The sequence below is a fragment of the Streptomyces telluris genome (assembly GCF_024519335.1).
GTDB classification, from domain to species: domain Bacteria; phylum Actinomycetota; class Actinomycetes; order Streptomycetales; family Streptomycetaceae; genus Streptomyces; species Streptomyces telluris.
In genome coordinates, this window is record NZ_JANIID010000028.1 from 24,045 (window position 1) to 41,933 (window position 17,889).

Below are 17,889 nucleotides of genomic sequence, written 5' to 3' on the forward strand. Positions count from 1 at the left end.
CCACCGGCGGGAGACGGGCGGACCAGCGCCACCCCCAGGCAAGGGAGCGGGAAGGCAGCGGCCACCGTCTGCCGGAAGAGGGGCGGACCGGCGCCACCCCCAGGCAAGGGAGCGGGAAGGCAGCGGCCACCGTCTGCCGGAAGAGGGGCGGACCGGCGCCACCCCCAGGCAGGGAGCTGGAAGGCAGCGGCCACCGTCTGCCGGAAGAGGAACGGGAAAGGCAGCAGCCACCCCTGCAGAAGGGGCCGGGCGACTGCCGACGGGAGGGGGACGGGGGCGCAGGGGGTGTTTCGGAATGCTGCCGGATATTTGTGGGCGGCGCGCGGGGTGACCGGTGGGGCGGACGGTTCCGCCCGTAAATATCCGATTCCGAAACACCCCCGGAGCCCCCGGCCCCCGGCCCCGGACCACCGCGCCCGACCCACCCGTACCCTGGTCTGGTGCAGGAACGACACGACGCCCCCCTCGCCCCCCTGACCACCTTCAGGCTCGGCGGCCCGGCCACCCGCCTGATCACGGCCACCACCGACGCCGAGGTGATCGCCGCCGTCCGCGAGGCCGACGAGACCGCCACCCCGCTGCTGATCATCGGCGGCGGCAGCAACCTCGTCATCTCCGACAAGGGCTTCGAGGGCACCGCCCTGCGCATCGCGACCACCGGCTTCGCCCTCACCGGCACCGGCCTCGAACTGGCCGCCGGCGAGAACTGGTCCGACGCCGTCGCCCGCACCGTCGAAGCCGGCCTCGCCGGCATCGAATGCCTCGCCGGAATCCCCGGCTCCGCCGGCGCCACCCCCATCCAGAACGTCGGCGCCTACGGCCAGGACGTCGCCCAGACGATCACCGAGGTCGTCGCCTACGACCGCCGCACCGGCGAGACGGTGACCCTCACCAACGCCGAGTGCGCCTTCTCCTACCGCCACAGCCGCTTCAAGCAGGACCCCGCCCGCTACGTCGTCCTCCGCGTCCGCTTCGAGCTGGAGGACGCGGACGGCATGTCCGCCCCCATCCGCTACCCGGAGACCGCCCGCGCCCTCGGCGTCGAGGCCGGCGACCGCGTCCCCGCGGACCAGGCCCGCGAGACGGTCCTCAAGCTGCGCGCGGGCAAGGGCATGGTGCTCGACCCCGAGGACCACGACACGTGGTCGGCCGGGTCGTTCTTCTGCAACCCGATCCTCACCGAGGCGGAGCACGCGGCGTTCCTGACCCGCGTCGCGGACCGGCTCGGCCCGGACGTGGCGCCTCCGGCGTACCCGGCGGGGGAGGGCTTCATGAAGACCTCGGCGGCCTGGCTGATCGACAAGGCGGGCTTCACGAAGGGGTACGGGTCGGGCGCGGCGCGCATCAGCACGAAGCACACGCTGGCGCTCACGAACCGTGGCGAGGCCACGACGGAGGATCTCCTCGCCCTCGCCCGCGAGGTCCGTGCGGGGGTCCACGAGGCGTTCGGGGTGACCCTGGTGAACGAGCCGGTCACGGTCGGCGTCGCACTGTAGAGCGGTCAGCCGGTCAGCCGGTCAGCCGGTCAGCCGGTCAGCCGGCGAGCCAGTCGTCGATCCCCCGCAGCAGCTCCCCCCGTACACCCTCCGGCGCAGCCGACCCCCGTACCGACTGCCGCGCCAGCTCCGCCAGCTCCGTGTCGGTGAAGCCGTGGTGCTCCCGCACCAGCTCGTACTGGGCGGCGAGCCGCGAGCCGAAGAGCAGGGGGTCGTCCGCGCCGAGAGCTATCGGGACGCCGGCGTCCCACAGGGTGCGCAGCGGCACGTCGCCCGGCTTCTCGTAGACGCCGAGGGCGACGTTGGACGAGGGGCACACCTCGCACGTCACCCCCCGCTCCGCGAGCTTCCGCATCAGGCGGGGGTCCTCGGCGGCCCGGACGCCGTGCCCCACGCGGGAGGCGTGCAGGTCGTCCAGGCAGTCCCGCACGCTGCTCGGGCCCGAGAGCTCGCCGCCGTGCGGCGCGGCCAGCAGGCCGCCCTCACGGGCGATGTCGAAGGCGCGGTCGAAGTCGCGCGCGAGGCCGCGCCGCTCGTCGTTGGAGAGCCCGAATCCGACCACGCCCCGGTCGGCGTACCGCACGGCGAGCCGGGCGAGCGTCCGCGCGTCCAGCGGGTGCTTCATGCGGTTGGCGGCGACGAGGACCCGCATCCCCAGGCCGGTCTCCTTGGAGGCCGTCTCGACCGCGTCGAGGATGATCTCCAGGGCGGGAATGAGCCCGCCCAGCCGCGGCGCGTAGGACGTGGGATCGACCTGGATCTCCAGCCACCCGGACCCGTCGCGGACGTCCTCCTCCGCGGCCTCCCGCACGAGCCGCTGGATGTCCTCCGGCGCCCGGAGGCACGAGCGCGCGATGTCGTACAGCCGCTGGAACCGGAACCAGCCGCGCTCGTCCGTCGCCCGCAGTTTCGGGGGCTCGCCGCTGCTCAGCGCTTCCGGGAGGTGCACCCCGTACTTGTCGGCCAGTTCCAGCAGGGTGTCGGACCGCATCGACCCGGTGAAGTGCAGGTGCAGATGGGCTTTCGGCAGCAATCGGACGTCGCGAACACTCTCCATTCGCAGATCCTGCCCCATGCACCGGCCAACCGGAAGGGAGTTTGCCCTGACGGGCCCCATAACGGGCGCTGCCCCGAAAACGAATACGGGCCCCCGGCACAAGCCGGGAGCCCGTACGCACGGAGGCGAGGACTACGCCTTGGCCTCCGCCAGCAGCTTCTGAATCCGCGAGACGCCCTCGACGAGGTCCTCGTCGCCCAGCGCGTAGGACAGCCGCAGGTACCCCGGCGTGCCGAAGGCCTCGCCCGGCACCACCGCGACCTCGACCTCTTCCAGGATCAGCGCGGCGAGCTCCACGGACGTGGCGGGGCGCTTGCCGCGGATCTCCTTGCCGAGCAGGGCCTTCACCGACGGGTAGGCGTAGAACGCGCCCTCCGGCTCCGGGCAGTAGACGCCCTCGATCTCGTTGAGCATGCGCACGATCGTGCGGCGGCGCCGGTCGAAGGCGACCTTCATCTCGTCGACGGCGGACAGGTCGCCCGCGACCGCGGCGATGGCGGCGCGCTGTGCGACGTTGGACACATTCGACGTGGCGTGCGACTGCAGGTTCGTCGCGGCCTTGATCACGTCCTGCGGGGCGATGACCCACCCGACCCGCCAGCCGGTCATGGCGTACGTCTTGGCGACGCCGTTGACGACGATGCACTTGTCGCGGAGCTCCGGCACCACGACCGGCAGCGACGAGAACTCGGCGTCGCCGTAGACCAGGTGCTCGTAGATCTCGTCCGTCAGCACCCACAGCCCGTGCTCCGCGGCCCAGCGGCCGACGGCCTCGACCTGCTCGCGCGAGTAGACGGCGCCGGTCGGGTTCGACGGGGAGACGAAGAGCAGCACCTTCGTGCGCTCGGTGCGGGCGGCCTCCAGCTGCTCCACCGAGACGCGGTAGCCGGTGGTCTCGTCGGCCACGACGTCGACCGGGACGCCTCCGGCCAGCCGGATGGACTCGGGGTAGGTGGTCCAGTACGGCGCCGGGACGATGACCTCGTCGCCCGGGTCGAGAATCGCGGCGAAGGCCTCGTAGATGGCCTGCTTGCCGCCGTTGGTGACCAGTACCTGCGAGGCCTCGACCTGGTAGCCGGAGTCCCGCAGCGTCTTGGCGGCGATGGCGGCCTTCAGCTCGGGCAGGCCGCCGGCGGGCGTGTAGCGGTGGTTCTTCGGGTCGCGGCAGGCCTCCACCGCGGCCTCGACGATGTAGCCGGGGGTCGGGAAGTCGGGCTCGCCGGCGCCGAAGCCGATCACCGGGCGGCCGGCGGCCTTGAGGGCCTTGGCCTTGGCGTCGACGGCGAGCGTCGCGGACTCGGAGATCGACCCGATGCGGGTCGACACCCGGCGCTCGGTGGGGGACTGGAGGGAGGGCTCGGAAGGAGTCGCAGCGGTCATGGGGGCATCGTTGCAGACGGGGGACGAAGCGGGCGCCCACGTCTCGTAGAAGGCCTGGCGAAAGGCCCGGCGCAAGGCTCCGCGTACGCCCCGCACCCCCCGGAGGAATCCATTCCGGAAGGGCTCCGCGACCCCCTGCCGACCCCTCGCGGCACACGTCGCGGCAGAAGCTGTTCGACGCACGCCCCAGGAACACGTACACTCAACCGTCGTTGGCCCTCACCGGCCGCAACCAGGGTCCGCACACACCGTGCGAACGCTCGGATGCGGTACGTTGGGGGAACCACAAAGGGTCGTAGCTCAATTGGTAGAGCACTGGTCTCCAAAACCAGCGGTTGGGGGTTCAAGTCCCTTCGGCCCTGCTACACGCATCGTCACCAGGGTGCGTGCGTGCGTACGTACTGAAATGCACCGCCGTGCGGCTCAACCGGGCGCGGCACGGCTCACGACCCGGATTCAGGTGAGGACGTAGTGACGGAAGCCCTTGGCTCCACCGCGACGCCTGAGAGCGGTCGTCCCGAGGACGAGGTGGCCGCCAAGAAGGGCCGCCGTGGCGGGAAGCGCGGGAAGAAGGGCCCCTTCGGCCGCCTCGCGCTGTTCTACCGCCAGATCGTCGCCGAGCTCCGCAAGGTCGTCTGGCCCACCCGGGGTCAGCTGTCGACGTACACCACTGTGGTGATCGTCTTTGTCGTCATCGTCATTGGCCTGGTCACCGTGATTGACTATGGGTTCACCAACGCCGTCAAGTACGTCTTCGGCTGAATCCGCGGGTAGGGCGGCTGCCGTGAGGCGGGCCGCCCCTTTCGCACGTTCCACCCCTTGTAGCCAGGAAGAAGCAGCCACGTGTCTGACCCGAACCTGAACGACGCCGTCGAGCCCGTCGAGGCGGCAGAGGCCGACGTGGATGCCGCCGCCTCGGCCGAGGTCGAGGGCGACGACACCGCGCAGGAGATCGTCGAGGGCGCCGACGCCGCCGACGAGCTCGACGCCGAGGAAGCCGCTGCGGGCGAGCCGGCCGAAGAGGCCGCCCTCCACGTCGAGTCCGACGATGACGCCGAGGCCGACGAGGACGACACCGAGGAAGAGGCCGAAGAGGCCGCCGAGGAAGAGCCCGCCGTCGACCCCATCACCGCCCTGCGCGAAGAGCTCCGCGGCCTGCCCGGCGAGTGGTACGTCATCCACACCTACGCCGGTTACGAGAACCGCGTGAAGACCAACCTCGAGCAGCGCGCCGTCTCGCTGAACGTCGAGGACTACATCTTCCAGGCCGAGGTGCCGCAGGAAGAGGTCGTCCAGATCAAGAACGGCGACCGCCGCACCGTCCGCCAGAACAAGCTCCCGGGCTACGTCCTGGTGCGCATGGACCTGACGAACGAGTCCTGGGGCGTCGTCCGCAACACCCCGGGTGTCACCGGCTTCGTCGGCAACGCCTACGACCCCTACCCGCTGACGCTGGACGAGATCGTCAAGATGCTCGCCCCGGAGGCCGAGGAGAAGGCCGCCCGCGAGGCCGCCGAGGCCGAGGGCAAGCCGGCGCCGCAGCGCAAGGTCGAGGTCCAGGTGCTGGACTTCGAGGTGGGCGACTCGGTCACCGTCACCGACGGTCCGTTCGCGACCCTGCAGGCCACGATCAACGAGATCAACGCCGACTCGAAGAAGGTCAAGGGCCTCGTCGAGATCTTCGGTCGCGAGACCCCGGTCGAGCTGAGCTTCGACCAGATCCAGAAGAACTGACACTTCTGATCAAACGCTTCCGAACAGGTCAGACCAGCTGATAAAGCCGGTCTGACCTGCTCGGTTTTTGGCCGCAGCATGTTACCCGTTATCGTGGTGCGGTATGCCTGCGCGCACTGTGCGCGGGCAAAAAACTCTCACTAGGACCCGGAGAGAGCAATGCCTCCCAAGAAGAAGAAGGTCACGGGGCTTATCAAGCTCCAGATCAGCGCCGGTGCCGCGAACCCGGCTCCGCCGGTCGGCCCCGCGCTGGGCCAGCACGGCGTCAACATCATGGAGTTCTGCAAGGCCTACAACGCCGCGACCGAGTCGCAGCGTGGCATGGTCGTGCCGGTGGAGATCACGGTCTACGAGGACCGTTCCTTCACCTTCGTGACCAAGACTCCGCCGGCCGCGAAGCTGATCCTCAAGGCCGCGGGCGTGGACAAGGGCTCGGGCGAGCCGCACAAGACCAAGGTCGCCAAGATCACCGAGGCGCAGGTCCGTGAGATCGCCACGACCAAGATGCCCGACCTGAACGCCAACGACCTGGACGCCGCGTCGAAGATCATCGCCGGCACCGCCCGTTCCATGGGCATCACGGTCGAGGGCTGACCTCCACCCCCCTGGCAGCACCCCGTGGAAGGGCCAGCGCTGGCCCGCACCACGACTCCAATCACCACTGAGGAGTTTCAGTGAAGCGCAGCAAGACTCTTCGCAACGTGGACGCGAAGATCGACCGGGAGCGTCTGTACGCCCCGCTCGAGGCCGTCCGCCTGGCGAAGGACACCTCCGCCACCAAGTTCGACGCGACCGTCGAGGTTGCCATGCGTCTGGGCGTCGACCCGCGCAAGGCCGACCAGATGGTCCGCGGCACCGTGAACCTTCCGCACGGCACCGGTAAGACCGCCCGGGTCCTGGTCTTCGCGACCGGCGACCGTGCCGAGGCCGCGCGTGCCGCGGGCGCCGACATCGTCGGCGCCGACGAGCTCATCGACGAGGTCGCGAAGGGCCGTCTGGACTTCGACGCCGTCGTCGCCACCCCGGACCTCATGGGCAAGGTCGGCCGCCTCGGCCGCGTGCTCGGTCCGCGTGGTCTGATGCCGAACCCGAAGACCGGCACGGTCACCCCGGACGTGGCGAAGGCTGTCACGGACATCAAGGGCGGCAAGATCGAGTTCCGCGTCGACAAGCACTCGAACCTGCACTTCATCATCGGCAAGGTCTCCTTCGACGAGGCCAAGCTGGTGGAGAACTACGCCGCGGCGCTCGAGGAGATCACCCGCCTCAAGCCGTCCGCCGCGAAGGGCCGCTACATCAAGAAGGCGACCCTGACCACCACCATGGGCGCCGGCATCCCGCTGGACCCGAACCGCACCCGCAACCTCCTCGTCGAGGACGAGACCGTCTGATCCTGACCGGATCACGGCGCCTCTGCGCGTAAGCGAACGAGCAGGCCCCGCATCTCCTGTGAGATGCGGGGCCTGCTCGCGTTTTTAACGTCTTCGATGCGGTTGACCGGGGTATCCGCCGGTGAGGTGAACTAACGTTCACATTGATCGCTTTTGAGCAGAGGGGGGCAAAGACATGCACGAGTCCACCTGGAAGCGCCTGGGCCTGTCCGTGACGGCCGTGGCCCTGCTGGCCGGGGTCACGGCCTGCGGGGGCGACAAGAAGGACGACAGGGGCGCCTCAGGGGCCTCCACCAAGGCGGAGAAGCCGACGGCGGGCGGGGTGGCGACCGAGGCCGTCAACGCGGCCTTCAAGAAGACGCAGTCGGTGAAGTCGGCCAAGTTCAAGATGACCATGAAGATGCCGGGCCTCGGCGACCAGCCGCTGACCCTGGAGTCCTCGGGCGTCATGGGCTGGGACCCCAGCGTCGTGGACCAGCGCACGACCGGCGCCGGGCTGCCCGCCAAGGACGGCGCCCCCGCCGAGGCCCGGTCCATCACGATCGGCAGCGTCACGTACACGGACGTGGGCCCGGAGGCCGCCGCCAAGAACGACGGCAAGCGCTGGCTCAAGATCGACGTCGCGGAGCTGGCCAAGGAGTCCGGCGGCGACTCGAAGGCCCTCCAGCAGCTCATGGGCGGCGGGCAGGGCCAGAGCCAGGACCCGGCCAAGCAGATGGCGCTCCTCAAGGAGTCGCCGAACGTGAAGCTGGTCGGCGAGGAGACCGTCGGCGGGACGCAGGCCCGGCACTACAAGGGCACGCTCACCGCGGACGAGGCCGTGAAGTCCAACAAGAGCCTGGAAGGCCTCGACGAGAAGGACCGGCAGCAGCTGCTGGACTCCATCAAGCAGGCCGGCATCACGCAGTACGACATGGACGTCTGGGTGAACTCCGACGACCTCCCCGTGAAGCTGGTCATGAAGATGGACACCGCCAAGGGCCGGATGGAGATCACCCAGAACCTCTCCGACTTCGGCGCCAAGGCCGACGTCCAGGCGCCGCCGGCGGAGCAGACCGTCGACCTGCTGGAGAAGCTCAAGAAGATGAAGGAGAGCGGCGACATCCCGTCGCCGTCGACCGGCGACACCCCGTCGCTGTCCTCCTGACCTGCGGGGAAACCACCGCCCGGGGGCCGATTTGCCTCCGGGCACCCCGTTCGCGTACCTTCTTGCAGAAGCCAAAGACCGCTGGTCGTTGCTGTGCCTCTGCAAAGAGGTGTGGTGGCCGAAGGATCCGCTAGCTGCGGGCGACCTGCGCAGGTGATTTGAGGAAGCACTCCCGCGACGACTTCGGGTCGAAGCGGTCGAGTTACGCCCCGAGCACCTGTGCCGGGGCGTTTCGTTTTGCCCAGGTCCCTTCGCGTAGCGGTCCCGAATCACCCGGAAGGAGGCCGAGGCTCATGGCGACGTCCGCCAAGGCTGCTGCGGTTGCCGAGCTGACGGACAAGTTCCGTAGCTCGAACGCCGCTGTGCTGACCGAGTACCGCGGTCTCACCGTGGCGCAGCTCAAGACGCTGCGTCGTTCGCTCGGTGAGAACGCCCAGTACGCCGTGGTGAAGAACACGCTGACCCAGATCGCGGCCCGTGAGGCCGGGATCACGCTGGAGGACCAGCTCTTCGCTGGCCCGACGGCCGTTGCCTTCGTCACCGGTGACCCGGTGGAGTCGGCGAAGGGTCTCCGTGACTTCGCCAAGGAGAACCCGAACCTCATCATCAAGGGCGGTGTCCTTGACGGTAAGGCGCTCTCCGCTGATGAGATCAAGAAGCTTGCGGACCTCGAGTCCCGCGAGGTTCTGCTCAGCAAGCTGGCCGGTGCCATGAAGGGCAAGCAGTCCCAGGCTGCCTCGCTCTTCCAGGCGCTGCCGACGAAGCTCGTCCGCACTGCGGACGCGCTGCGCGCCAAGCTCGCCGAGCAGGGCGGTGCCGAGTAATTCGGCTCGCGCATTGATCGGTGCCACCCGGCACCGGTCGCAGCGGGCCGTACGCCCGCCGACATGTACATCCCGGCACCTGCCGATTTAGTGGAAGGACCGCCATCATGGCGAAGCTGACCCAGGACGAGCTGCTCGCGCAGTTCGAGGAGATGACCCTCATCGAGCTCGCGGCCTTCGTGTCCGCGTTCGAGGAGAAGTTCGACGTCACCGCCGCCGCTGCCGCGCCGGTCATGGTTGCCGGTGCCGCTGGTGGCGCCGCTGCCGCCGAGGTCGAGGAGAAGGACGAGTTCGACGTCATCCTCACCGCCGCCGGCGACAAGAAGATCCAGGTCATCAAGGTCGTCCGTGAGCTGACCTCCCTGGGCCTGAAGGAGGCCAAGGACCTCGTCGACGGCACCCCGAAGCCGGTCCTCGAGAAGGTCGCCAAGGACGCCGCGGAGAAGGCCGCCGAGGCCCTCAAGGGCGCCGGCGCCTCCGTCGAGGTCAAGTGACCTCGCGAGTCGTCTGACTCTTCCCGCCGGCGGTAGCCGGTAGTCGAAGGGCGATCACCCATGCGGGTGGTCGCCCTTCGGCGTTTCCCCGGACGGCTGCGCGGAGCACGTCCCGGGGGCGAGTATGGTGATCTTCGTTGCCCTCCCGGAGGGGTCGTGGGCCTTGACGAACGCGACGGGGCGCGCAATTCTCAGGACGCGTCGCCACATCGGTCCACCGTCCGAGGCATGGATCGAAGGCGAACTGGGAAGTCTTGCGTCAGGCGATGCCTGCAGGCGTCCGCCGCACAGCGAGGGACAACAGGATCCCGGAGGGAGAGATTGGTATCGCACCGGTCTCCGCACATCCGCTCTGGACATCAGTGGGCCAAGTGGCTACACTGACCCTTTGCGCTGCCTGTTAGCTGCTCCCTGCCCGTCACCAGGGGCATGCCCACTATCGAGCACTGCTGATGGAAACCCGCTGACCTGGGATTTCTTATCGATGCACGGTGTGGGGCCGGTACGCGCGTAGTGAGTCCGAGCCCTCGGAAGGACCCCCTCTTGGCCGCCTCGCGCAACGCCTCGACTGCCAATACGAACAACGGCGCCAGCACCGCCCCGCTGCGCATCTCTTTTGCGAAGATCAAGGAGCCCCTCGAGGTTCCGAACCTCCTTGCGCTGCAGACCGAGAGCTTCGACTGGCTGCTCGGCAATGCCGCCTGGAAGGCTCGCGTCGAGGCTGCGCTGGAGTCTGGTCAGGACGTCCCCACGAAGTCCGGTCTGGAGGAGATCTTCGAGGAGATCTCCCCGATCGAGGACTTCTCCGGGTCGATGTCGCTGACCTTCCGCGACCACCGTTTCGAGCCCCCGAAGAACTCGATCGACGAGTGCAAGGAGCGCGACTTCACGTACGCGGCCCCGCTCTTCGTCACCGCCGAGTTCACGAACAACGAGACCGGTGAGATCAAGTCTCAGACGGTCTTCATGGGCGACTTCCCGCTCATGACCAACAAGGGCACCTTCTGCATCAACGGCACCGAGCGTGTCGTCGTCTCGCAGCTGGTCCGCTCGCCCGGCGTCTACTTCGACTCCTCCATCGACAAGACGTCCGACAAGGACATCTTCACGGCCAAGATCATCCCGTCCCGGGGTGCCTGGCTGGAGATGGAGGTCGACAAGCGCGACATGGTCGGTGTCCGCATCGACCGCAAGCGCAAGCAGTCCGTCACCGTCCTCCTGAAGGCTCTCGGCTGGACCACCGAGCAGATCCTCGAGGAGTTCGGCGAGTACGAGTCCATGCGCGCCACCCTGGAGAAGGACCACACCCAGGGCCAGGACGACGCGCTGCTCGACATCTACCGCAAGCTGCGTCCGGGCGAGCCGCCGACCCGTGAGGCCGCGCAGACGCTGCTCGAGAACCTCTACTTCAACCCCAAGCGCTACGACCTCGCCAAGGTCGGCCGCTACAAGGTGAACAAGAAGCTCGGCGCGGAGGCCCCCCTCGACGCCGGTGTGCTGACCACGGACGACGTCATCGCGACGATCAAGTACCTGGTCAAGCTGCACGCCGGTGAGCTGGAGACGGTCGGCGAGAACGGCACCTCGATCGTCGTCGAGACCGACGACATCGACCACTTCGGCAACCGTCGTCTGCGCAACGTCGGCGAGCTCATCCAGAACCAGGTCCGCACGGGTCTGGCTCGTATGGAGCGCGTCGTCCGCGAGCGCATGACCACCCAGGACGTCGAGGCGATCACGCCGCAGACCCTGATCAACATCCGGCCGGTCGTCGCCTCCATCAAGGAGTTCTTCGGCACCAGCCAGCTGTCCCAGTTCATGGACCAGACCAACCCGCTGTCGGGTCTGACCCACAAGCGCCGTCTGTCGGCGCTGGGCCCGGGTGGTCTCTCCCGTGAGCGGGCCGGCTTCGAGGTCCGAGACGTTCACCCGTCGCACTACGGCCGCATGTGCCCGATCGAGACCCCCGAAGGCCCGAACATCGGTCTGATCGGCTCGCTCGCCTCCTACGGCCGCGTCAACGCGTTCGGTTTCGTCGAGACCCCGTACCGCAAGGTCGTCGAGGGCGTCGTCACGGACGACGTCGACTACCTGACTGCCGACGAGGAAGACCGCTTCGTCATCGCCCAGGCGAACGCCGCCCTCACCGAGGACATGCGCTTCGCCGAGGCCCGCGTGCTGGTCCGCCGCCGTGGCGGCGAGATCGACTACATCGCCGGCGACGACGTCGACTACATGGACGTCTCCCCGCGCCAGATGGTGTCCGTCGCGACCGCCATGATCCCGTTCCTCGAGCACGACGACGCCAACCGCGCGCTCATGGGATCGAACATGATGCGCCAGGCCGTTCCGCTGATCAAGGCCGAGGCGCCGCTGGTCGGCACCGGCATGGAGTACCGCTGCGCGGTCGACGCCGGTGACGTCATCAAGGCCGAGAAGGACGGTGTCGTCCAGGAGGTCTCCGCCGACTACGTCACGGTGGCCAACGACGACGGCACGTACAACACCTACCGCGTCGCCAAGTTCTCCCGCTCGAACCAGGGCACGTCCTTCAACCAGAAGGTCGTCGTCGACGAGGGCGCCCGCGTCATCGCCGGCCAGGTGCTCGCCGACGGTCCGTCCACGGACGAGGGCGAGATGGCCCTCGGCAAGAACCTGCTCGTGGCGTTCATGCCGTGGGAGGGTCACAACTACGAGGACGCGATCATCCTGTCGCAGCGCCTCGTCCAGGACGACGTCCTCTCCTCGATCCACATCGAGGAGCACGAGGTCGACGCCCGTGACACCAAGCTCGGCCCGGAGGAGATCACCCGGGACATCCCGAACGTCTCCGAGGAGGTCCTCGCCGACCTCGACGAGCGCGGCATCATCCGCATCGGTGCCGAGGTCGTCGCCGGCGACATCCTGGTCGGCAAGGTCACCCCGAAGGGCGAGACCGAGCTGACCCCGGAGGAGCGCCTGCTCCGCGCGATCTTCGGTGAGAAGGCCCGTGAGGTCCGTGACACCTCGCTGAAGGTCCCGCACGGCGAGATCGGCAAGGTCATCGGCGTCCGCGTCTTCGACCGCGAGGAGGGGGACGAGCTTCCCCCGGGCGTGAACCAGCTGGTCCGCGTCTACGTCGCCCAGAAGCGCAAGATCACCGACGGTGACAAGCTCGCCGGCCGTCACGGCAACAAGGGTGTCATCTCCAAGATCCTTCCGGTCGAGGACATGCCGTTCCTCGAGGACGGCACCCCGGTCGACATCATCCTCAACCCGCTCGGTGTCCCGTCCCGAATGAACCCGGGACAGGTCCTCGAGATCCACCTCGGCTGGCTCGCCAGCCGCGGCTGGAAGGTCGAGGGCGACGAGGAGTGGATGAAGCGCCTGCAGGCCATCGGCGCCGACGACGTCGCGGCCGGCACCAACGTCGCGACCCCGGTCTTCGACGGCGCCCGCGAGGACGAGATCGCCGGTCTCTTCGAGTCCACGATCCCCAACCGCGACGGTGACCGCCTGGTCCTGCCCTCGGGCAAGGCCCGGATGTTCGACGGCCGCTCCGGCGAGCCGTTCCCGGACCCGATCTCCGTCGGGTACATGTACATCCTCAAGCTGCACCACCTGGTCGACGACAAGCTGCACGCGCGTTCGACCGGCCCGTACTCCATGATCACCCAGCAGCCGCTGGGTGGTAAGGCTCAGTTCGGTGGCCAGCGCTTCGGTGAGATGGAGGTGTGGGCGCTCGAGGCTTACGGCGCCGCCTACGCCCTCCAGGAGCTGCTGACCATCAAGTCCGACGACGTGACCGGCCGCGTGAAGGTCTACGAGGCCATCGTCAAGGGCGAGAACATCCCCGAGCCCGGCATTCCCGAGTCCTTCAAGGTGCTCATCAAGGAAATGCAGTCCCTGTGCCTCAACGTGGAGGTGCTGTCCTCGGACGGCATGTCCATCGAGATGCGCGACACGGACGAGGACGTCTTCCGCGCTGCGGAAGAGCTCGGTATCGACCTGTCCCGGCGCGAGCCGAGCAGCGTCGAAGAGGTCTGACGGGTCTGACGGGGGGCTCACCACGAGCCCCCCGTCGTCCCCGGACCCCCTCAGACCACTGATGAAGACACGACCCTGAAAGAGGGATTGACGAACAGTGCTCGACGTCAACTTCTTCGACGAGCTGCGGATCGGCCTGGCGACCGCGGACGACATCCGAACCTGGTCCCACGGCGAGGTCAAGAAGCCGGAGACCATCAACTACCGCACCCTGAAGCCCGAAAAGGACGGACTCTTCTGCGAGAAGATCTTCGGTCCGACCCGGGACTGGGAGTGCTACTGCGGCAAGTACAAGCGTGTCCGCTTCAAGGGCATCATCTGTGAGCGCTGTGGCGTCGAGGTCACCCGCGCCAAGGTGCGCCGTGAGCGGATGGGCCACATCGAGCTGGCCGCTCCCGTCACCCACATCTGGTACTTCAAGGGCGTCCCGTCGCGTCTGGGCTACCTGCTCGACCTCGCCCCGAAGGACCTCGAGAAGGTCATCTACTTCGCCGCCTACATGATCACGTGGGTGGACGAGGAGCGCCGCACGCGCGACCTGCCCTCGCTGGAGGCCCACGTCTCCGTCGAGCGCCAGCAGATCGAGCAGCGCCGTGACGCCGACCTCGAGGCCCGTGCCAAGAAGCTCGAGTCCGACCTGGCCGAGCTCGAGGCCGAGGGTGCCAAGGCCGACGTGCGCCGCAAGGTGCGCGAGGGCGCCGAGCGTGAGATGAAGCAGCTGCGCGACCGCGCGCAGCGCGAGATCGACCGTCTCGACGAGGTCTGGAACCGCTTCAAGAACCTCAAGGTCCAGGACCTCGAGGGCGACGAGCTGCTCTACCGCGAGCTGCGCGACCGCTTCGGCACCTACTTCATGGGTGCGATGGGCGCCGCCGCGCTGCAGAAGCGCCTGGAGTCCTTCGACCTCGACGAGGAGGCCGAGCGCCTCCGCGAGATCATCCGGACCGGCAAGGGCCAGAAGAAGACCCGTGCGCTCAAGCGCCTCAAGGTCGTCTCCGCCTTCCTGCAGACCCGCAACAGCCCCAGCGGCATGGTGCTGGACTGCATCCCCGTGATCCCGCCGGACCTGCGTCCGATGGTGCAGCTGGACGGTGGCCGCTTCGCGACCTCCGACCTGAACGACCTGTACCGCCGTGTGATCAACCGCAACAACCGCCTCAAGCGTCTCCTTGACCTCGGTGCCCCCGAGATCATCGTGAACAACGAGAAGCGGATGCTGCAGGAGGCCGTCGACGCGCTGTTCGACAACGGCCGCCGCGGTCGCCCGGTCACCGGTCCCGGTAACCGCCCGCTGAAGTCCCTCAGCGACATGCTGAAGGGTAAGCAGGGTCGATTCCGTCAGAACCTGCTCGGTAAGCGAGTCGACTACTCGGCCCGTTCCGTCATCGTCGTCGGTCCGCAGCTGAAGCTGCACCAGTGCGGTCTGCCCAAGGCCATGGCGCTGGAGCTCTTCAAGCCGTTCGTGATGAAGCGCCTGGTCGACCTGAACCACGCGCAGAACATCAAGTCGGCCAAGCGCATGGTCGAGCGCGGCCGCACCGTGGTGTACGACGTCCTCGAAGAGGTCATCGCCGAGCACCCGGTGCTGCTGAACCGTGCGCCCACCCTGCACCGCCTCGGCATCCAGGCCTTCGAGCCGCAGCTGGTCGAGGGCAAGGCCATCCAGATCCACCCGCTCGTCTGCACCGCGTTCAACGCGGACTTCGACGGTGACCAGATGGCCGTCCACCTGCCGCTCTCCGCGGAGGCGCAGGCCGAGGCCCGCATCCTGATGCTGTCCTCGAACAACATCCTCAAGCCGGCCGACGGCCGTCCGGTCACCATGCCGACCCAGGACATGGTGCTCGGTCTGTTCTTCCTCACCACCGACGAGGAAGAGCGCAAGGTCATCGGCGAGGGCCGGTCCTTCGGCTCGGTCGCCGAGGCGATCATGGCGTTCGACGCCCGTGAGCTCTCGCTCCAGGCGAAGGTCGACATCCGCTTCCCGATCGGCACCGTTCCCCCGCGCGGCTGGGTTCCCCCGGTCGCCGAGGAGGGCGAGCCGGAGTGGCAGCAGGGCGACAGCTTCCGCCTGCGCACCACCCTGGGCCGCGCGCTCTTCAACGAGCTGCTGCCCGAGGACTACCCGTTCGTGGACTACTCGGTGGGCAAGAAGCAGCTCTCCGAGATCGTCAACGACCTGGCCGAGCGCTACCCCAAGGTCATCGTGGCGGCGACGCTCGACAACCTGAAGGCGGCCGGCTTCCACTGGGCGACCCGTTCCGGCGTCACCGTGGCCATCTCCGACGTCGTGGTCCCCGAGGCCAAGAAGGAGATCGTCCGCGGCTACGAGGCGCAGGACGAGAAGGTCCAGAAGCAGTACGAGCGCGGTCTGATCACCAAGGACGAGCGCACGCAGGAGCTCATCGCGATCTGGACCAAGGCGACCAACGAGGTTGCCGAGGCGATGAACGCGAACTTCCCCAAGACGAACCCCATCTTCATGATGGTTGACTCGGGTGCCCGAGGAAACATGATGCAGATGCGACAGATCGCCGGTATGCGTGGTCTGGTGTCCAACGCGAAGAACGAGACCATCCCGCGACCCATTAAGGCGTCGTTCCGTGAGGGTCTCTCCGTGCTGGAGTACTTCATCTCCACCCACGGTGCCCGTAAGGGTCTCGCGGACACCGCCCTCCGTACCGCCGACTCGGGTTACCTGACCCGTCGTCTCGTGGACGTCTCGCAGGACGTCATCATCCGCGAGGAGGACTGCGGCACCGAGCGCGGCCTCAAGCTGCAGATCGCCTCCCGCGGCGCCGACGGCGTGCTGCGCAAGGCCGAGGACGTCGAGACCAGCGTCTACGCCCGCATGCTGGCCGAGGACGTCGTCATCGACGGCAAGGTCATCGCACCGGCCAACGTCGACCTCGGTGACGTGCTCATCGACCAGCTCGTCGCCAACGGCGTCGAGACGGTCAAGACCCGTTCGGTCCTCACCTGTGAGTCCGCGGTCGGCACCTGTGCCTTCTGCTACGGCCGCTCGCTGGCGACCGGCAAGCTGGTGGACATCGGTGAGGCGGTCGGCATCATCGCCGCCCAGTCCATCGGTGAGCCCGGTACCCAGCTGACGATGCGTACCTTCCACACCGGTGGTGTGGCCGGTGACGACATCACCCAGGGTCTGCCCCGTGTCGTCGAGCTCTTCGAAGCCCGTACGCCCAAGGGTGTCGCCCCGATCTCGGAGGCGGCCGGCCGCATCCGCATCGAGGAGACCGAGAAGACCAAGAAGATCGTCGTCACTCCGGACGACGGCAGCGAGGAGACGGCGTTCCCGATCTCCAAGCGCGCCCGTCTGCTGGTCAGCGAGGGCGAGCACGTCGAGGTGGGCCAGAAGCTCACCGTGGGTGCCACCAACCCGCACGACGTGCTGCGCATCCTGGGCCAGCGCGCCGTCCAGGTCCACCTGGTCGGCGAGGTCCAGAAGGTCTACAACTCGCAGGGCGTGTCGATCCACGACAAGCACATCGAGATCATCATCCGGCAGATGCTGCGCCGCGTGACGATCATCGAGTCCGGCGACGCGGAGCTGCTGCCGGGCGAGCTCGTGGAGCGTTCGCGCTTCGAGGGCGAGAACCGTCGTGTGGTCACCGAGGGCGGTCACCCCGCCTCCGGCCGTCCGCAGCTGATGGGTATCACCAAGGCCTCGCTCGCCACCGAGTCGTGGCTGTCGGCGGCGTCCTTCCAGGAGACGACCCGGGTGCTCACCGACGCGGCGATCAACGCCAAGTCGGACTCCCTGATCGGCCTCAAGGAGAACGTCATCATCGGTAAGCTCATCCCGGCCGGTACGGGCCTGTCCCGCTACCGCAACATCCGGGTGGAGCCCACCGAGGAGGCCAAGGCCGCGATGTACTCGGCCGTCGGTTACGACGACATCGACTACTCGCCCTTCGGCACCGGCTCCGGCCAGGCGGTCCCGTTGGAGGACTACGACTACGGTCCGTACAACCAGTAAGTCGCAAGCGGTACGTCCGCAGGGCGGTCACCCCACGGGGTGGCCGCCCTGCGGCGTACCCGGGGGAGGGCCGGCCGCGTGATTTCACCCATACGCGCGACACCAACCGCCCGCGGCCCCGGCAAAACGTGACATATGCAGCACATCGGGGTGTCCTCCGCGTGTGCATTTGTTTTGACCGCAGCCCATGCGCTAGGTAGGCTCTGACCTTGTGCCTGGGGTGTCCCTGGGCTCTCGTGCGTGCCCACAGTCCGCGCGGGAGACCGGACCTCTCGGATCTTCTCGGTCCGAAGCGGTCGAAGACACCGAATTCTGCGCCCTTTCCATCATCGGCGGGGGTCTG

Annotated in this window: 12 protein-coding genes and 1 tRNA gene; 11 read left to right on the forward strand and 2 right to left on the reverse strand. The window is 68.0% G+C overall.

Annotation, left to right across the window (positions count from 1 at the left end; all coding sequences use genetic code 11):
* The first annotated feature begins 440 nt into the window (after nt 1–440).
* Nucleotides 441–1,496 carry a UDP-N-acetylmuramate dehydrogenase gene (locus NQU55_RS26080; RefSeq protein ID WP_168095725.1) on the forward strand — a complete coding sequence of 352 codons (1,056 nt, stop codon included), beginning with the start codon at nt 441–443 and terminating at the stop codon, nt 1,494–1,496.
* A 37-nt stretch (nt 1,497–1,533) separates the two neighbouring features.
* On the opposite strand, the gene NQU55_RS26085 is transcribed toward NQU55_RS26080, so the two are convergent.
* Nucleotides 1,534–2,553 carry an adenosine deaminase gene (locus NQU55_RS26085; protein ID WP_256791276.1) on the reverse strand — a complete coding sequence of 340 codons (1,020 nt, stop codon included), beginning with the start codon at nt 2,551–2,553 and terminating at the stop codon, nt 1,534–1,536.
* Between the two features lie 132 nt (nt 2,554–2,685).
* A complete protein-coding gene (locus NQU55_RS26090) occupies nt 2,686–3,933 on the reverse strand; it encodes a pyridoxal phosphate-dependent aminotransferase (RefSeq protein ID WP_168095254.1) in 1,248 nt (415 codons plus the stop codon).
* A gap of 289 nt (nt 3,934–4,222) precedes the next feature.
* Here NQU55_RS26090 and NQU55_RS26095 point away from each other — a divergent pair.
* The 10 genes from NQU55_RS26095 (at nt 4,223) to NQU55_RS26140 (ending at nt 17,546) form a co-directional block, all read left to right on the forward strand.
* Nucleotides 4,223–4,295: transfer RNA gene (locus tag NQU55_RS26095), tRNA-Trp, on the forward strand.
* A 109-nt stretch (nt 4,296–4,404) separates the two neighbouring features.
* A complete protein-coding gene (gene secE / locus NQU55_RS26100; protein WP_030368429.1) occupies nt 4,405–4,695 on the forward strand; it encodes a preprotein translocase subunit SecE in 291 nt (96 codons plus the stop codon).
* Nucleotides 4,696–4,776: 81 nt separating this feature from the next.
* A complete protein-coding gene (gene nusG, locus NQU55_RS26105) occupies nt 4,777–5,667 on the forward strand; it encodes a transcription termination/antitermination protein NusG (RefSeq protein ID WP_168095255.1) in 891 nt (296 codons plus the stop codon).
* Between the two features lie 159 nt (nt 5,668–5,826).
* Nucleotides 5,827–6,261 (forward strand): 50S ribosomal protein L11, encoded by a 435-nt coding sequence (rplK, locus tag NQU55_RS26110; protein ID WP_058046838.1) that lies wholly within the window; start codon nt 5,827–5,829, stop codon nt 6,259–6,261.
* Between the two features lie 80 nt (nt 6,262–6,341).
* Nucleotides 6,342–7,058: a 50S ribosomal protein L1 gene (gene rplA, locus NQU55_RS26115; RefSeq protein WP_168095256.1), complete on the forward strand. Its 717-nt coding sequence runs from the start codon at nt 6,342–6,344 to the stop codon at nt 7,056–7,058.
* A gap of 175 nt (nt 7,059–7,233) precedes the next feature.
* Nucleotides 7,234–8,205, forward strand: coding sequence for an SCO4651 family lipoprotein (locus NQU55_RS26120; RefSeq protein ID WP_168095257.1), 972 nt, complete (start codon nt 7,234–7,236; stop codon nt 8,203–8,205).
* Between the two features lie 293 nt (nt 8,206–8,498).
* A complete protein-coding gene (gene rplJ, locus NQU55_RS26125) occupies nt 8,499–9,029 on the forward strand; it encodes a 50S ribosomal protein L10 (RefSeq protein WP_058046835.1) in 531 nt (176 codons plus the stop codon).
* 107 nt (nt 9,030–9,136) lie between these two features.
* Nucleotides 9,137–9,523, forward strand: a complete 387-nt coding sequence (gene rplL / locus NQU55_RS26130) for a 50S ribosomal protein L7/L12 (RefSeq protein ID WP_058046834.1) — start codon at nt 9,137–9,139, stop codon at nt 9,521–9,523.
* Nucleotides 9,524–10,066: 543 nt separating this feature from the next.
* Entirely contained in the window at nt 10,067–13,549 is a 3,483-nt protein-coding gene (rpoB, locus tag NQU55_RS26135) for a DNA-directed RNA polymerase subunit beta (protein WP_168093379.1), read from the forward strand.
* Nucleotides 13,550–13,646: 97 nt separating this feature from the next.
* Nucleotides 13,647–17,546, forward strand: a complete 3,900-nt coding sequence (locus NQU55_RS26140) for a DNA-directed RNA polymerase subunit beta' (RefSeq protein WP_168093378.1) — start codon at nt 13,647–13,649, stop codon at nt 17,544–17,546.
* Nucleotides 17,547–17,889: the final 343 nt, after the last annotated feature.